The organism is Candidatus Neomarinimicrobiota bacterium (genome assembly GCA_021157965.1).
Classification (GTDB): Bacteria; Fidelibacterota; Fidelibacteria; order Fidelibacterales; family Fidelibacteraceae; genus Fidelibacter.
The window spans coordinates 14778-30586 of the sequence record JAGGVO010000040.1 but is presented as its reverse complement, the minus strand read 5'-3'; the positions used below and the strand labels follow the sequence as shown (position 1 = coordinate 30586).

The following is a 15809-nucleotide window of genomic DNA, read 5'->3' as shown; positions in this document are numbered from 1 at the left end:
CCCTTGCTGCTCATCCTTCGAACTCTTGTTATTCACCACTCGAATTTTCAATTCCCAATTCCCAATTCCCCCAAAATGTTTTTCTGCTTTGCGACATAAACCGGCAAATCAATCTTTTCCCTGTTTAAATACCGGTTGACAGATGTATACGCCAGATCATACCGGTTATTTTCTTCGCTGATATGGGCCAGGATCATCTTTTTAACCCGTCCTTTCCGACAGGAGTTCACCAGAAGTTCTCCGCACTGGTCGTTGGACAAATGGCCTTGATTGGACCGGATTCGCTGCTGAAGCCATAAGGGGTAAGGGCCGTTTTTCAGCATTTTCAGGTCGTGATTTGCCTCAACCATTAAAAGATCCACATCGGCGGCACAGGTGCTCACCGGCAGGGAAACAGTTCCCAAATCGGTAAAAATTCCTGCAGCGTATTGCCCGTTGGATACGATTACACTCACTGTTTCCGTGGCATCGTGACTTACAGGAACAGGCCGGATGAACATGGATTCCAGCTGGATGTTGCTTCCCCGGGGATAGAGGGAGATCCGGCTTACATCCTTCAGCCATTTGTGCCCTGCAGCAGCATACAGAGTTTCACTCAGGATCACGGGAATCCCGAAAGTCCGGCTTAAAACCCGGGCTCCGGCAATATGATCCCTGTGATCATGGGTGATGAAAATACCTCTCAGCTTTTCCGGTTCCCGCCCGGCAACTCTCATACGGCGGACTGTCTCCCGGCAGGATAATCCTGCATCAATGAGGATGGATTGTCCCCCTTCTTCAATATACGTTACATTTCCCTTACTGCCGCTGGCCAAAACCTGTAGTATCATGAATCATCCTTTTCAACACGGGAATTTATCGATTTTCACGCCATGAAACAGGAGTTTTCCCTAATAAAATCACGGGAAATTCATTAAATTTTAAATCATGTTTCATGCAATGACAATTCGATCATTCTGGTTTTTTTCATTCATTCTCCTTCTCATCACGGTGATTCTCCTTGGAGGGGTCCGTCTTTTTTTATCTCACGGTTTGCCGGCATCCTGGATTTGGCCGGCTGTTCTGAGTTTTTTGAATACAAGCTCGGCAGCCTGGTTTGCCGTCAGCGGGAAAGAGGGGACATTCAAACGGTTGATGGGCAGCATTGCCTTTCGCCTGGTTGCCCTGGTGGTGATTCTGCTTCTCCTCATCCTGAAAGCCGGCTTTGACTCCATCCCCCTTATGGTCTCCTTTATCCTCTTTTTCCTCCTCCATCAGGTGTCCCTGATTCTATGGCTGAAACTGGAAATATGTCGGACACACAGCGCTTTGTTTTCCAATGGAAAAGGAGAAGATAATGGTTAAATCCCCGTGGAAATTGATCGGCAGGCTTTTTTTCTTTTTTCTTATACCAATCATCCTTTTTGCCGAGGTCAGCGGACCTTCTCATTCCATGATGCATAAGATGGAATTATTGGTTTTGCAATTGGGTGTGATTATTTTTGTAGCAAAGGGCATGTCCATCCTCTTTGAAAAAATGAAGATTCCCGGTGTTGTCGGTGAACTGACAGCCGGTATTATCATTGGCCCCTACCTCCTGGGCGGCATTCCCCTTCCCGGTTTTGAGTATGGCTTGTTCGGGACTTTTCTTGCCCTGAATCCCGAAGCAACCCTTCCGGTCTCTCCCGAACTCTACGGAATTGCCACTATCGCTTCGGTTTTACTCCTCTTCATGGTGGGACTGGAAACCAATTTTTCCCTTTTTCTCCGTTTATCGGCCACAGGTTTGATTGTAGGGATTTCCGGAGTGGTCGTCTCTTTTCTTATGGGAGTGTGGGTCGGTATGCTGCTGTTGGATTTGCCTTTTCTCCATCCTGAAACCCTCTTTTTGGGCGTGATCAGTACGGCCACCTCTGTCGGTATAACCGGGCGAATCCTGACGGAACGGCGGAAAATGGATACACCCGAAGGAGTTACCATTCTGGCGGCTGCTGTCATTGACGATGTCCTGGGTATTGTCCTGCTGGCTGTGATTTTGGGAATGATTCCCGTTCTGAATGACTCCGGACAGTCTTTGCACTGGGGGAATGTGGTCCGACTGGGGGCAGAAGCCGTTGGTGTGTGGCTGTTGTTTACCACCCTCGGGCTTGCCCTTTCCAAACAAACCGGCAATTTCCTGAAGATTTTCAAAGGAATCAACGTTCCCGCCGTGATGGCCTTCGGTCTTGCACTGCTTATGGCGGGTGTTTTTGAAAAAGCCGGTCTGGCCATGATTATCGGAGCCTATGTGATGGGACTCAGCCTGTCCAAAACCGATTTGAACTATGTGATCCAGGAATCCCTGAAAAGCCTTTACCTCTTTGCCGTCCCCGTCTTTTTTGTTGTATCCGGCATGATGGTGGATCTGAGTGTCCTCAGCTCCAGAACGATTATCTTTTTAGGGCTCGTGTACACTCTCGGCGCTATTCTGTCCAAGGTTTTAGGATGCGGCATTCCCCTGCTTTTCAGGAAATTCAATCTTTTAGGTGCCCTTCGTGTGGGATTCGGCATGGCACCCCGGGCCGAAGTGGCCCTGATTATTGCCGGTGTCGGTCTCAGTGACGGACTCATTAGCCGGGATGTATTCGGGATGGTGATTTTTATGACTATGCTGACGACCATTTCGACTCCGCCTCTTGTGGATTACCTCTTTAAAAAAGAAAAAAAAGGGACAACGGAAGAATTGCTCCCCACAGAAAGTGTCGTGACGGAGTTTCCTCTTCCGTCTCTCGAAACTGTAGAGTTTGTCTCTGCTAAAAGTCTCCAGCTCTTCAGAGATGAGGGCTTTTTTATCAATCAGATGGAGATGCGATATAAATATTATCATATCCGGAAGAATGATATCTCCATCACCATGATCTGTAAGCCTAACGGCATCTATTTTGAATCCTCTCCCGATGATACTCATTACGTGAAAACCCTCATGTATGAATCCTTTGTGGAACTTAATGAAATTATCAATGATCTGAAGGACATCACCAGGCCCGAATTCCTGAAAAATGATTTCATAGAGGGGAATGACGACAGGTGGGTGGACCTTCGGCGGGTGCTGGATCCGGGCTGTATCCGCCTGAATTTGAAGGGATCAACCAAAAGAGAAATCATTGAAGAATTAGTGGACATCCTGGATTCCCAGTATCAGATTACGGAGAAAAAAGCAGTATTTGATGCCGTTTGGGAGCGGGAAGTGTCTATCAGCACAGGCATGAAAAACGGCCTGGCCATCCCTCATGCACGGACAGATCATGTGGGGACCATTACCCTGGCTGTGGGAATTCACCGGAAAGGTGTGAATTTTGACTCCCTCGACGGTGAGCCCTCCCGGGTTTTTGTTCTTCTCCTTTCTCCCAAACATAAGACAGTCCCCCATATCCAGATACTGGCCCATATTGCAGCCGTCATGAGCAAGAAAAACGCTATCCGGAAAATTCTGGATTGCAAAACGCCCCAGGCGGTTTATCAATATCTTACTGAAAGTGAAGAATAATCAGAAAGGAAACAGATATGGAATGGAGAGCAAGCCATATTCTTGTCCGGGATAAATCATTGGCCGAAGCTATTATCAAACGATTGAAATCCGGCGGTTCCTTTGAAGCCCTGGCCCGGGATTTCTCAACGTGTCCCAGCAAAAGTAAAGGGGGTGATCTGGGATGGTTTTCTGAAGGACAGATGGTGAAACCCTTTGAAGATGCCGTAAAAAAAGGTAGTAAGGGCCGGATCTTGGGTCCGGTGAAAACCCGATTCGGATATCATATCATCCGGAAGACCGGTGAACGGCAAGAGAGTTGAATTGCCTATCCTTTGAAATATCAGTAAATTTCATTCATGTCTTAACGTAAAATCATATCCGGAGAATTTGAATGACCAATCCAGATAGCAGGACCCTCAGGGTTTTAAAGGAAAAAGCACATACACTTCGCGTGGACTGTGTCCACATGATTCATCATGCGAAATCAGGCCACATCGGCGGTTCTCTCGGACTGGCGGATATTTTTACCGCTCTTTTTTTCAAGATTTTAAATCATGATCCATCCAATCCCGACTGGGAGGGGAGGGATCGTTTTGTGTTGTCCAACGGACATGTGGCGCCTATTCTGTATGCTTCTATGGCCCATGCAGGATATTTTCCCGTGGAAGAACTCATGACATTGCGAAAGCTGAACAGCCGTCTGCAGGGGCACCCCAGCCGGACCAATTTACCGGGGATTGAAATATCCACCGGGAGCCTGGGACACGGTCTGGGTGTGGCTGTAGGGATGGCCCTTGCCGCCCGACAGAAAAAACAGTCCCACCGGATCTATTGTTCCATCGGGGACGGCGAGTCACAGGAAGGCTCCATCTGGGAAGCAGCCCTGAGTGCCGGTCACCACAAACTGGATAACCTGACGGTATTTATGGACCGGAATTTCATTCAGATTGATGGCAATACGGAAGATATCCTCACGATGGAACCCATGGCGGATAAATGGAAAGCCTTCCGCTGGCATGTGATTGAAGCCAACGGCAACGATTTTGATGATATTTTCAAAGCCTTTGAGATGGCACAAAATTATAAAGGAAAACCCTCGATCATTCTTTTCCGCACAAAACTGGGATTTCCCGTATCTTTTATGGATGGTGTTTCAAAATGGCACGGCACCCCGCCCAAGGATGAGGAAGCGGAAAAAGCTCTTCAGGAAATTGAAGCCAATTATCAGGGGGGAAACAAGAAATGACACGTTATCTGGATAAAGACGTTTTCACAAATGTTCAAAAGAAACCAACCCGGGATGCCTTCGGCCTGGCTACATCTGCCATGGGTGAAACAGATAACCGGATTGTGGTCCTGACTGCCGACGTATCCGGGTCGGTCCGGGCGAACTGGTTTGCCGATAAATTTCCTGAACGTTTTTACAATATGGGGATTTCCGAACAGAATATGGTAGCGGTGGCTGCCGGAATGGCCCGGGAGGGACTCCTGCCCTATGTATCCACCTTCGGGGTGTTTATTACCGGTCGTTGTTATGATCAGGTGAGGGTGTTGCTGGCTTATTCCAATACCAATGTCAAACTGGTGGCAACCCATACCGGTGTTACGGTAGGTGAAGACGGAGTCACCCATCAGATGCTGGAAGATGTGGCCCTGATGCAGGTATTGCCCCGCATGCGGGTGATTGTCCCCTGTGATACCCGGGAAGCCGTCAAAGCCCTGACGGCAGTGAAAGAAATGGAGGGACCTTTTTATATCCGCCTGGGACGGCAGAGTGCACCCCTTGTTACATCGGAAGATGCCCCCTTTGAGCTGGGAAAGGCCCTGATGCTCCAGGACGGCGAAGATGTAACGGTTATCGCCAACGGCGTACTGGTCTATGAAGCCCTCATGGCGGTCCAAATCCTGGCAGAGGAAAATATTTCCGTCCGTGTGCTGAATATGCATACGGTCAAACCCCTGGATCATGAAGCCCTTATGGCGGCCGCTCTGGAAACAGGCGCCTTTGTAACGGCGGAAGAACATCAGTGCCTGGGCGGACTTGGAAGTGCCGTGTCGGTGTGGAGTACGCAAAATAAACCGGTGCCTATCGAAATGGTGGGCATGAAAGATCAGTTCGGCCAGTCCGGAAAGGCCGATGAGCTCCTCGATTACTATCATCTCAGGGCTTCTGATATTGTTCAGGCTGTCCGGAAGGTTCTCAAACGTAAATGATATGATGAGAACAGAATTTACCAATCCTGCCTGGCAGGAACAGGAAGAAGAACTGGAAACCACCCTCAGGCCTGCTGTCCTGGAAGAATTTGTCGGACAAAAACGCCTGGTTGAAAAGCTGAAAATCTATATTGAGGCAGCCAAAAAGCGAGGAGAGCCCCTGGATCATGTGCTTCTGTTCGGACCACCTGGACTAGGAAAAACCACTCTGGCTCACATTATCGCCCATGAGCTGAATGCCGGGATCAAGGTCACGTCCGGACCGGTGCTGGAGCGGGCGGGTGACCTGGCGGGTTTGCTGACCAATCTGAACTTTTCCGATGTACTCTTCATCGACGAGGTCCATCGGACCAACCGTGTGGTTGAAGAGTATCTGTACTCCGCCATGGAGGATTTCCGCATCGACATCATGATCGATAAAGGTCCAAGCGCCCGGAGTATTCAGTTGGATCTGGAAGGCTTTACGCTGGTGGGAGCCACAACCCGGGCAGGACTTCTGACCTCTCCCATCAGGGCCCGTTTCGGGATTGTCCTCCGGCTGGATTACTACAATTTTGAGGATTTGACACGCATTATCACCCGTTCTGCGGGGATATTGAATATAGACATTACACCGGAAGGGGCTGCCGAAATTGCCCGGCGCTCCCGGGGTACCCCCCGGATTGCCAATCGTTTGCTCCGGCGATGCAGGGATTTCGCCCAGGTGCGGGCTGATGGCGTGATTACCCTGGAAACCGCCCGGGATGCTTTGGAAATGCTGGAGGTGGATAATCTGGGACTCGATGAAATGGATATCCGTATTCTGAGGACCCTGGTGAAAACCTTTGAAGGGGGACCGGTTGGGCTTCAGAACCTGGCAGTAGCCATCGGCGAGGAAGCGGAAACCATCGAGGAAGTCTATGAACCCTACCTGATTCAGGAAGGATTTTTGAAGCGCACATCCCGTGGACGGATTGCCCTGTTGCGGGCGTATGAGCACCTGAATCTGGAACTTTCGAACCCAAAGAAACAGGAGACACTCTTCAATGACGAAGTTTGAAATTTTTGATACCCAGCCAAAAACGTACCGGTTGTCGGATTTTGATTATGAGTTACCGGAGAAACTCATAGCTCAGTACCCGACGGAAAAACGGGGTGATTCCCGGATGCTGGTCGTCCACTCCAAAGCGGAGAAAATGGAAGATAAACACATTCAGGATTTTGTGGATTACCTGGAACCGGGGGATTGCCTGGTTTATAACGATACCCGGGTTTTTCCGGCCAAACTGATTGCCAAAAAGGACAAAACCGACGCCACCGTGGAAGTCTTTCTCCTGCGGGAACTGGAAAATCAGATTTGGGAAATCCTGGTCAAACCGGCCCGGAAGGTCCGCATTGGAAATAAACTCCGTTTCAATAAGGATATTTACAGCGATGTCATCGACAATACCGTCTCCGGCGGGCGGGTCATCCGGCATAACTGCTCCAATGAAGAATTTATGGAATTCGTCCTGAAAGAAGGACACTCACCTCTTCCGCCCTACATTACCCGGGACAGTGAACCCATGGACCGGGAACGGTACCAGACCATTTTTGCCGTAAAGCCCGGTGCTGTAGCGGCACCGACAGCCGGACTCCATTTCAATGAGGAACTGGTGAAAAAAATCCGGGGAAAAGGGGTGAAGATGGTCCCCATTACCCTCCATATCGGATTGGGGACATTCCGGCAGGTGATGGTGGAAGACCTGCACCGCCACCACATGGATTCGGAATACTTTGAAATTTCCGAAGAATCGGCCAAAACCATCAATGCCGTTAAAGAAAAAGGGAAGCGTATTGTAGCTATGGGAGCCTCGGTGGTGAGGGCCCTGGAATCCTCCCTTATAACAGGCACCGATGTAAATCCGAAGAAGGCCTGGACCGATAAATTCATCTTTCCGCCCCAGGGAATCAAGGTGGTGGATGTGTTGCTGACCAATTTACATCAGCCGAAATCCACCTTGTTGATTCTGGCGGCCTCTTTTGTGGACCGCAATTTTCTGTTAAAGGCCTACAAGCATGCCGTGAATGAAAAGTACCGTTTCCTCTCTTACGGCGATGCCATGCTGATTCTCTGATATTTATGCAGACTTTATTCCGTGAAAGTGTCTCTGTCATCATTCCCGCCGCCGGTCAGGGAACACGGATGGGCGCTTCAACTCCCAAGCCCTTTCTTCTGATTAAAGACAGGCCCGTCCTTTGGTATACCCTTGCCCGCTTTCTGACCAATCCCTTAGTATCCGAAATTATCCTTGTGGTTTCTCCTACCATTTGGGAGGATGCCAAAGCGCTTGCCGCATCCTTTGAATCCCCCATCCCGATAAAAATCCGGGAAGGGGGAAAAGAACGGCAGGATTCGGTATGGCAGGGCATTCAGGCTTCGGCTCCTGACAGCAGCGTGCTGGCGGTCCATGATGCAGTCCGCCCCTTTTTTGCCCCCTCTGTGCTTCATGACGGTATGGCGCTTCTAAAAACTTTTCACGGTGCCGCCGCCGGAGTGCCGGTGGTTCATACCATAAAAGAAACGGAAGGACAGGCAATTGTAGGTACGGTGCCCCGGGATTCCCTGGTTCAGATTCACACCCCTCAGCTTTTTCATGCATCCGTCTTGAGAACCGTCTATGAAAAGGCCTTTTCCGAACATTTTTACGGGACTGATGAGTGTATGCTGGCAGAACGGTACGGCTATAAGCTGGCCGTGATTCCCGATACGCCTGAAAATATTAAAATAACCACGCCCTTTGATCTGCAAATGGCGGAAATGCTGGTGGAAAATTATGAATCTTCGTATTGGTCAGGGATATGATGTCCATCGCCTGACGGAAGGACGGCCTCTGATTCTGGGAGGAGTGACCATTCCCCACTCAAAAGGTCCTGCCGGCCACAGCGATGCCGATGTGCTGACCCATGCCGTGATGGATGCCCTTTTGGGTGCCGCCGCTCTTGGGGATATCGGGACCCATTTTCCCGATACGGATCCCGCCTATAAAAATGCAGACAGCCTGAAACTGCTGGAAAAGGTACTTGCCCTGCTGGAACAACAGGGATATGCCGTCGTAAACGTGGATGCAACCCTGATCCTTCAAAAACCGAAAATCGCCCGCTTCATTCCCCAAATCCGCGAAAACCTCGCCCGAACGATGCACATCCCCACAAATGCCGTTTCTGTAAAAGCCACCACCGAAGAAGGATTGGGGTTCACCGGTCGGGAAGAAGGAGTGGCAGCGCTGGCGATTTGCTTGATAACGAGGTGATGACCCCGGACTTCAGTCCGTGAAAACCCCGGACTTCAGTCCGGGAAAAACAACCCCGGACTTCAATCCGGGGGAGTGAAAAAAAGCAACCCCGGACTTCAGTCCGGGGGAAGGAAAAAAGGAGTCCAATGACCGTAATTGTTCGTTTTGCACCCAGTCCCACAGGGTACTTGCATGTGGGAGGACACAGAACCGCTTTATACAATTATTTGTTCGCCCGGAAGCACGGGGGACGCTTTATCCTCCGGATTGAGGATACGGATCAGTCCCGCTATGTGGAAGGCGCCGTTGAAAATCTGGTGAAAAGCCTTCGGGCAATGGGACTGGATTGGGATGCGGGGCCGGATAGGGAAGATGCAAAAGGTCCCTACTTTCAGAGCCGACGCCGGGAGATTTACGACAAAGAAGTCACCCGTCTTCTGGCTTCCGGCAAGGCATACCGTTGTTTCTGTTCGCCTGAACGTCTGGCAAAGCTCCGTGAAAGACAGATCGCTGCCGGTGAAGCTCCGGGATATGACGGGCACTGCCGGCATCTGGATCCTGAAGAGGCGGAAAAACGGGCTCAAAACGAGCCCCATGTCATCCGAATGCGGATCCCCGATGAAGGTGCCATGACTTTTCACGATGAAATCCGTGGAGATGTAACGGTGGAATTCAACCGCCTGGACGATCAGGTGCTGATGAAATCGGATGGTTTTCCCACCTATCACCTTGCCAATGTGGTGGATGATCACTACATGAGCATCACCCATGTCATCCGCGGGGAAGAGTGGTTGCCCTCCCTCCCCAAACATCTGCTTTTATATGACTACCTGGGGTGGGAAGCACCGATCTTTGCCCACCTGCCCCTTCTTCTGAACCCGGATAAATCGAAGCTCTCCAAACGGCAGGGCGATGTGGCAGTGGAAGATTATCTGGCCAAAGGCTATCTGCCTCAGGCCCTGAATAATTTCCTGGCTCTCCTGGGCTGGAACCCCGGCAACGACCGGGAGATTTTTTCTATGGATGAACTGATTGAACTCTTTTCACTGGACCGCGTGAACAAGGCGGGGGCAGTATTCAATACGGAAAAACTGGACTGGATGAACCAGCAGTATATCCAGTCCATGGAGGATGAGGCCTACCTGAAAGAAGCACGCAAGTGGCTGTCCGGCATTGTGCTGAATGAACGGGGGAATGCAGCTCTACTGGCAGTAAAATCCGGACTCACACGCTTTAACGAAATCCCGAAAAAACTGGGTCCCTTTGTCTCCGGGGTATCCCTTCCCCGGGAAGGGGAGGGAGTCGAACTTATGGTTGCAGAATCTACCCGCACGGTCCTTAAGGTATTAAAAGAAAAACTCCGGACACAATCGCTGGATGAACCGGCCGGGTTTTTCTCCCTTATGAAAGGGGTACAAAAGGAAACCGGTGTGAAAGGCAAAAACCTTTGGATGCCTGTCCGTATTGCCCTGACAGGTGAATTCCACGGACCTGAACTGGGGGTGATTGCTTATTATCTGGGGAATGATGAAATGATTCGACGACTGGATACAGCCCTGGAAAAGGCATAATGAAAACATCCATTCAGGCTTATGCGAAAATCAATATCGGATTGCGGATTTTGGGCCGCCGGCCATCAGACGGATACCATTTGCTGGAAACCATTTTTCAGGAGATGGATTTTGCCGATGATATCCACATCGGGGTAAATCGCTCCGGTCGTTATACTCTGGTCTCCAACAGGGATGATATCCCCCTGGATGAATCCAACCTCATCCTTCAAGCCGTGACCGCGTTAAAGCCCTGGCTGCCTGAAGATCTGGGAGCGGACATTTTCGTGGATAAACAGATTCCGCCGGGTGCAGGATTGGGAGGAGGATCTTCCGATGCAGCGGCTATCCTCAAATTTTTCCGACCTTTCTGCCACCGGGAACCACCCCTCAAATCCCTGGCCCTCTCCCTGGGAGCGGATGTTCCCTTTTTTTTGACAGGAGGAACGGCTTATGCCACAGGCATCGGGGATGAACTGGAACCGGTCTCCATTCCCCTGGACTGGACCGCTGTGCTGGTTATGCCGCCTTTTTCCGTTTCAACAGAGCAGGCTTACCGGGATTTGAGAATTTCCTTGACTGATACGGTGAAAAAAACTAATATTCCAAGCTTTCTGCGTCAGGGATTTGCCTGGCGGTTTTTTGAAAACGATTTTGAAAGGGTGATTATTCCGGCATATCCACAAATCGGAGAGATAAAGTCCGCGCTGCTTGAAGCGGGGGCGGAAATCTCCGCTTTGTCGGGTTCCGGCTCGACTGTGTATGGAATATTCTGCTCTGACGACAAGGCCCGGACCTGCATACCAAAACTGCAGGATTATGGCCGTATTGCTTTGTGTCAGCCGCGGGGTTTGACATGATACTCGGGGGTCGTCTAATGGCAGGACAGCGGGTTTTGGTCCCGTCAATAGGGGTTCGACTCCTCTCCCCTGAGCTCATTCATACATACAACAGTTTTTTATTAACCCAAATCAGAGGTGTAAGCCCATGTACGGTGAATTAAAAGTCTTTTCCGGCAGTTCCAACCGGCCATTGGTGGAAAAAATTTGTGAAAAACTGGGAGTAAAAGTAGGCCCCCTGACCATTAAACGGTTCAGTGACGGTGAAATCTGGGTCCGCTTTGAAGAAAGCATCCGCGGTAAGGATATCTTTATTATCCAGTCCACCAATTCCCCGGCAGAAAATTACATGGAGCTTCTGCTGATTCTGGATGCGGCACGACGGGCATCGGCAAGCCGGATTACGGCAGTCCTCCCTTACTACGGCTATGCCCGGCAGGACAGGAAAGACCAACCCCGGGTGCCCATCTCGGCGCGGCTGTTCATGGATTTGCTGGTCAAGGCCGGTGCGGACCGGATTATGGCTATGGACCTCCACTCCACGCAGATTCAGGGCTATGTGGATGTCCCCTTTGACCACCTCTATTCCCGGCCGGCTCTTCTGGAACACTGCCTCTCTCTGAGCGAGGATACAAGCAGCGATTTGGTGATTGTGGCCCCCGATATGGGGAGTGTCCATCGGACCCGCAGCTATGCCGGCGTGCTGAACCGGAGTCTGGCCATTATCGACAAACGGCGGACCGGCCACAACCAGTCCGAAGTGATGCACCTGATCGGAGAAGTGAAAGGCAAACGGGCCCTTATCGTGGACGACATGTGTGATACAGCCGGGACCTTGGTGGCCGGAGCCCAAAAACTGAAAGATCTGGGAGCCCTGGACATCTATGCCATGTTTACTCATCCGGTCCTGTCAGGTCAGGCTATCGAACGGATCAAGAATTCACCCATCAGCCGGGTGATCACGACAGATACCATCTACCTTCCGGAAGAAAAACGGATTCCCAAAATGGAAGTGGTCTCCGTGGCGGATATCTTTGCGGAAGCCATTCAGAGAACGAACAATGAAGATTCCATCAGTGTTCTCTTCAAATAGAAATCAACGGATAACAGGAGATAAAATAACATGACAGAAGCAGTAAAACTGAATGTTTCAAAACGGGAAGAACGGGGAAAAGAGAAAATGAAAAAACTCCGGGCCACCGGACGGATTCCCGCGATTTACTACACTCATTCGGAAAAATCCATTCCGTTAAGTGTGGATTTGCTGGAATTGCATAAAGTACTGAAAACCGGCGAACGGCTTATTGACCTCTATGTGGATAAAGCCAAAAAGCCCAAGAAAGCCATTTTTAAGGAACTGCAGTACCATCCCGTAACGGACGAGATTGTTCATATCGATTTTCAGGGTGTGAGCCTTCAGGAAATGATTGAAGTGGAAGTCCGCATCAATTTCCTGGGAACACCTTTCGGACTCAAAGAGGGTGGTGTAATGGATACCCACCTTTATGAACTGTTGGTTCGCTGTAAAGCCGGTGAAATTCCTCACGAGCTGGATGTGGATATCAGCGGTCTGCACATGAATGAGAGTTTGCATGTGGGTGATCTGACCTTTGAGGGAATTGATATTGTGACCCCTGCCGATGCTCTGATTGTTGCCGTCACGCCGCCGTCCAAGGCTGCACAGGCTGAAGAAGAGGCTGAAGAAGCAGAAGAACTGGAAGGTGAAGAAGCCGAAGAAGAATCTGAAGAGGAATAAAGCGGAGTCATGAAGGTGATTGTCGGACTGGGAAATCCCGGGAAAAAATATACCCAAACCCGCCACAACCTGGGTTTTATGGTCATGGATGAGCTGGCAGACCGCCACGGATTAACATTCAAATCCGGCCGGGGTGTATTCCTGGAATCCCGGATGCCCGACGGATCCCTTCTGGTGAAACCTATGACCTTTATGAACCTGAGCGGACAGGCTCTGGCGGATGTATCCAGACGCTATCCCCTGAACCCTGAAGAGACACTCCTGGTCCATGATGACCTGGATGTGGACTTCGGGCGTCTGAAAATCCGTCCGACCGGTTCTGCCGGCGGGCATAACGGACTCAAATCCGTTTTCAGTGTTTTGGGGACTCAGAATATTCCGCGGATTAAAATTGGCATCAATACCCCGGAGCGGCGGCAAATGGATGCTGAAATCTACGTGCTTAAACCCTTTTTGCCCGAAGAACGGGAAACGGTGAAGGAGATGGTGCAAAAAGCCGCCGATGCAGTTGAACTCTTTTTAAAGGAGGATCTGAACACTGCCATGAATCGCTATAACCGTTCGGAAAAGGGAAAAGATACGGAATCTGTTTCAAATGATGAAACCAAGGAGATGTCGCCATGATCAACTGGATACTTATCATGGTCCCTGCGGTGGGAGCTCTTGCTTTGATCTATGCCCTGATTCGTTCCGGTTGGATTACAAAACAGGATTCCGGTGAAAAGGAGATGGTGGAAATTTCCCATCATATCCGGGAAGGTGCCATGGCTTTTCTCGTCCGGGAATACCGGGTGTTGAGCTTCTTTGTGGTGATTGTGGCTTTTTTACTGATTCTGAGCAACAGCGGGATTTTACGGCTTGTGGCTCTTTCGTTCATCACCGGAGCCCTGGCCAGTGCCCTGGCGGGATTTATCGGCATGCGGGTGGCAACAGCCGCCAATGTCCGCACAACTCAGGCAGCAAAAACCAGTCTGGCCAAAGCGCTGGTGATTGCCTTTTCCGGCGGGTCCGTGATGGGACTCAGTGTTGTGGGTTTGGGACTCCTGGGACTGGGTTCTCTCTTTTGGGTTTATGTCCGTTATCTGGGCAGTGATCCCGCGACGATTCAAAATACGGTATTGCCCATCCTGAGCGGATTCAGTCTGGGCGCCAGTTCCATTGCCCTTTTTGCCCGCGTGGGTGGCGGCATCTATACAAAAGCCGCCGATATCGGGGCAGATCTGGTGGGAAAGGTGGAAGCCGGTATCCCCGAGGATGATCCCCGGAACCCGGCGGTAATTGCCGACAATGTGGGGGACAATGTGGGGGATGTGGCCGGCATGGGTGCCGATTTGTTTGAATCCTATGTGGGATCCATCATTGGAGCCATGGTGCTGGGAGCCATCGTCTCAGTGGGAGGCGGTTTTTCCGGCAGTTTTGTCATGCTGCCCCTGATTCTGGCCGCCGCGGGAGCCCTTGTTTCCCTGGTGGCTGTGTTTTTTGTCCGGGAGAATGAAAAGATTAAACCACAAACCGCCCTGAATATCAGCGAATACGGCGCCGCCATCCTCATGATTATCCTTTCCTGGTTTATTATTACCCGGGTTTTGCCCTCCGGAACCTTTGAATCGGGACAAAGGGAGGGTTTGTCCGCCTCCGGTGTTTATATTGCCACCCTTTTCGGGATTCTGGCCGGAACTCTTATCGGACTCATTACCGAATACTTTACGTCAGAGAGTAGATCCCCGGCACGAAGAGTCGCCAATGCAGCTTCCTCCGGGGCAGCAACCAATATTATTTCCGGACTGAGCATGGGGATGAGAAGTACGACCCTGCCCATTGTGGTGCTGGCCGGGACTATCATGATTGCCTATCATTTTGCCGGAATCTATGGCATTGCCATCTCGGCAATGGGTATGCTGACAACCATCGGTGTTCAGCTTTCCGTGGATGCTTTTGGCCCCATTGCCGATAATGCCGGCGGGATTGCGGAAATGGCCGGACTGGAAAAATCTGTCCGTAAGCGGACTGATGCCCTCGATGCGGTAGGAAATACAACGGCAGCTATCGGTAAGGGATTTGCCGTGGGATCTGCCGCATTAACGGCCCTGGCACTCTTCAATGCCTATAAAACCACAGCCGGGATTGATCAAATTGATTTGACTGAACCCCGGATAATGGCCGGACTCTTTATCGGCGGCATGCTGCCCTTTCTTTTTACATCCCTGGCCATGCAGGCTGTGGGTGATGCGGCTTTTTCCATGATTACGGAAGTGCGGCGGCAATTCCGGGAAATCAAGGGACTCATGGCCGGTGAAGCGAAAGCCGATTTCAAACGCTGCGTGGATATTTCCACTCAAGCGGCCATCCGCAAAATGGTCCTTCCCGGGCTCCTGGCTGTGGGCGTGCCGGTGGCTGTGGGTTTTTACGACCCGAGCATGTTGGCCGGTGTGCTGGCAGGGACGACTATTACCGGTGTCCTTATGGCAATTTTTATGGCCAATGCCGGCGGCGTGTGGGATAATGCAAAAAAATATATTGAAAACGGACACCTGGGAGGCAAAGGGAGTGATGCCCATAAAGCTTCCGTCGTGGGAGATACCGTCGGCGATCCCTTCAAGGATACCGCCGGCCCATCCCTCAATATCCTCATTAAATTGATGTCCGTCGTTTCCCTGGTGATCGCACCGCTGATTACTTAGGTTATTGAGAATTGAGAATGAATAATTG

Annotated in this window: 16 protein-coding genes and 1 tRNA gene; 16 read left to right on the top strand and 1 reads right to left on the bottom strand. The window is 50.7% G+C overall.

From position 1 onward, the window contains the following. Nucleotides 1–47: 47 nt before the first annotated feature. Nucleotides 48–830 carry an MBL fold metallo-hydrolase gene (locus J7K63_05250; protein MCD6234423.1) on the bottom strand — a complete coding sequence of 261 codons (783 nt, stop codon included), beginning with the start codon at nucleotides 828–830 and terminating at the stop codon, nucleotides 48–50. Nucleotides 831–939: 109 nt separating this feature from the next. Here J7K63_05250 and J7K63_05245 point away from each other — a divergent pair, with 109 nt between their 5' ends. From J7K63_05245 to J7K63_05170, 16 genes are all read left to right on the top strand, one after another. Further along, complete coding sequence (locus tag J7K63_05245) at nucleotides 940–1344, top strand: hypothetical protein (protein MCD6234422.1); 405 nt, start codon at nucleotides 940–942, stop codon at nucleotides 1342–1344. After that, nucleotides 1337–3505 carry a cation:proton antiporter gene (locus J7K63_05240; GenBank protein ID MCD6234421.1) on the top strand — a complete coding sequence of 723 codons (2169 nt, stop codon included), beginning with the start codon at nucleotides 1337–1339 and terminating at the stop codon, nucleotides 3503–3505. The genes J7K63_05245 and J7K63_05240 overlap by 8 nt, the downstream gene beginning before the upstream one ends. A 17-nt stretch (nucleotides 3506–3522) precedes the next feature. After that, complete coding sequence (locus J7K63_05235; protein ID MCD6234420.1) at nucleotides 3523–3807, top strand: peptidyl-prolyl cis-trans isomerase; 285 nt, start codon at nucleotides 3523–3525, stop codon at nucleotides 3805–3807. A 71-nt stretch (nucleotides 3808–3878) separates the two neighbouring features. Then, nucleotides 3879–4733, top strand: coding sequence for a transketolase (locus J7K63_05230; protein MCD6234419.1), 855 nt, complete (start codon nucleotides 3879–3881; stop codon nucleotides 4731–4733). Then, nucleotides 4730–5701, top strand: coding sequence for a transketolase family protein (locus J7K63_05225; GenBank protein MCD6234418.1), 972 nt, complete (start codon nucleotides 4730–4732; stop codon nucleotides 5699–5701). Before J7K63_05230 ends, J7K63_05225 begins: the two co-directional genes overlap by 4 nt. A gap of 4 nt (nucleotides 5702–5705) precedes the next feature. Then, entirely contained in the window at nucleotides 5706–6740 is a 1035-nt protein-coding gene (gene ruvB / locus J7K63_05220; GenBank protein ID MCD6234417.1) for a Holliday junction branch migration DNA helicase RuvB, read from the top strand. Beyond that, entirely contained in the window at nucleotides 6727–7797 is a 1071-nt protein-coding gene (gene queA, locus J7K63_05215; GenBank protein ID MCD6234416.1) for a tRNA preQ1(34) S-adenosylmethionine ribosyltransferase-isomerase QueA, read from the top strand. Before ruvB ends, queA begins: the two co-directional genes overlap by 14 nt. A 5-nt stretch (nucleotides 7798–7802) precedes the next feature. After that, the gene (gene ispD / locus J7K63_05210; GenBank protein MCD6234415.1) at nucleotides 7803–8525 is read left to right on the top strand and encodes a 2-C-methyl-D-erythritol 4-phosphate cytidylyltransferase; all 723 of its coding nucleotides are present in this window, start codon (nucleotides 7803–7805) and stop codon (nucleotides 8523–8525) included. Beyond that, nucleotides 8497–8973: a 2-C-methyl-D-erythritol 2,4-cyclodiphosphate synthase gene (locus J7K63_05205; GenBank protein ID MCD6234414.1), complete on the top strand. Its 477-nt coding sequence runs from the start codon at nucleotides 8497–8499 to the stop codon at nucleotides 8971–8973. Before ispD ends, J7K63_05205 begins: the two co-directional genes overlap by 29 nt. Nucleotides 8974–9101: 128 nt before the next feature. Then, nucleotides 9102–10526, top strand: a complete 1425-nt coding sequence (locus J7K63_05200) for a glutamate--tRNA ligase (GenBank protein MCD6234413.1) — start codon at nucleotides 9102–9104, stop codon at nucleotides 10524–10526. Further along, nucleotides 10526–11365, top strand: coding sequence for a 4-(cytidine 5'-diphospho)-2-C-methyl-D-erythritol kinase (ispE, locus tag J7K63_05195; protein ID MCD6234412.1), 840 nt, complete (start codon nucleotides 10526–10528; stop codon nucleotides 11363–11365). Before J7K63_05200 ends, ispE begins: the two co-directional genes overlap by 1 nt. Nucleotides 11366–11368: 3 nt before the next feature. Further along, nucleotides 11369–11439: transfer RNA gene (locus J7K63_05190), tRNA-Gln, on the top strand. A 53-nt stretch (nucleotides 11440–11492) separates the two neighbouring features. Beyond that, nucleotides 11493–12437 (top strand): ribose-phosphate pyrophosphokinase, encoded by a 945-nt coding sequence (locus tag J7K63_05185; GenBank protein ID MCD6234411.1) that lies wholly within the window; start codon nucleotides 11493–11495, stop codon nucleotides 12435–12437. A 30-nt stretch (nucleotides 12438–12467) separates the two neighbouring features. Then, nucleotides 12468–13100, top strand: coding sequence for a 50S ribosomal protein L25 (locus J7K63_05180; protein ID MCD6234410.1), 633 nt, complete (start codon nucleotides 12468–12470; stop codon nucleotides 13098–13100). A 9-nt stretch (nucleotides 13101–13109) separates the two neighbouring features. After that, a complete protein-coding gene (locus J7K63_05175; protein ID MCD6234409.1) occupies nucleotides 13110–13724 on the top strand; it encodes an aminoacyl-tRNA hydrolase in 615 nt (204 codons plus the stop codon). Beyond that, nucleotides 13721–15781 (top strand): sodium-translocating pyrophosphatase, encoded by a 2061-nt coding sequence (locus tag J7K63_05170; GenBank protein ID MCD6234408.1) that lies wholly within the window; start codon nucleotides 13721–13723, stop codon nucleotides 15779–15781. Before J7K63_05175 ends, J7K63_05170 begins: the two co-directional genes overlap by 4 nt. The last annotated feature ends 28 nt before the right edge of the window (nucleotides 15782–15809 follow it).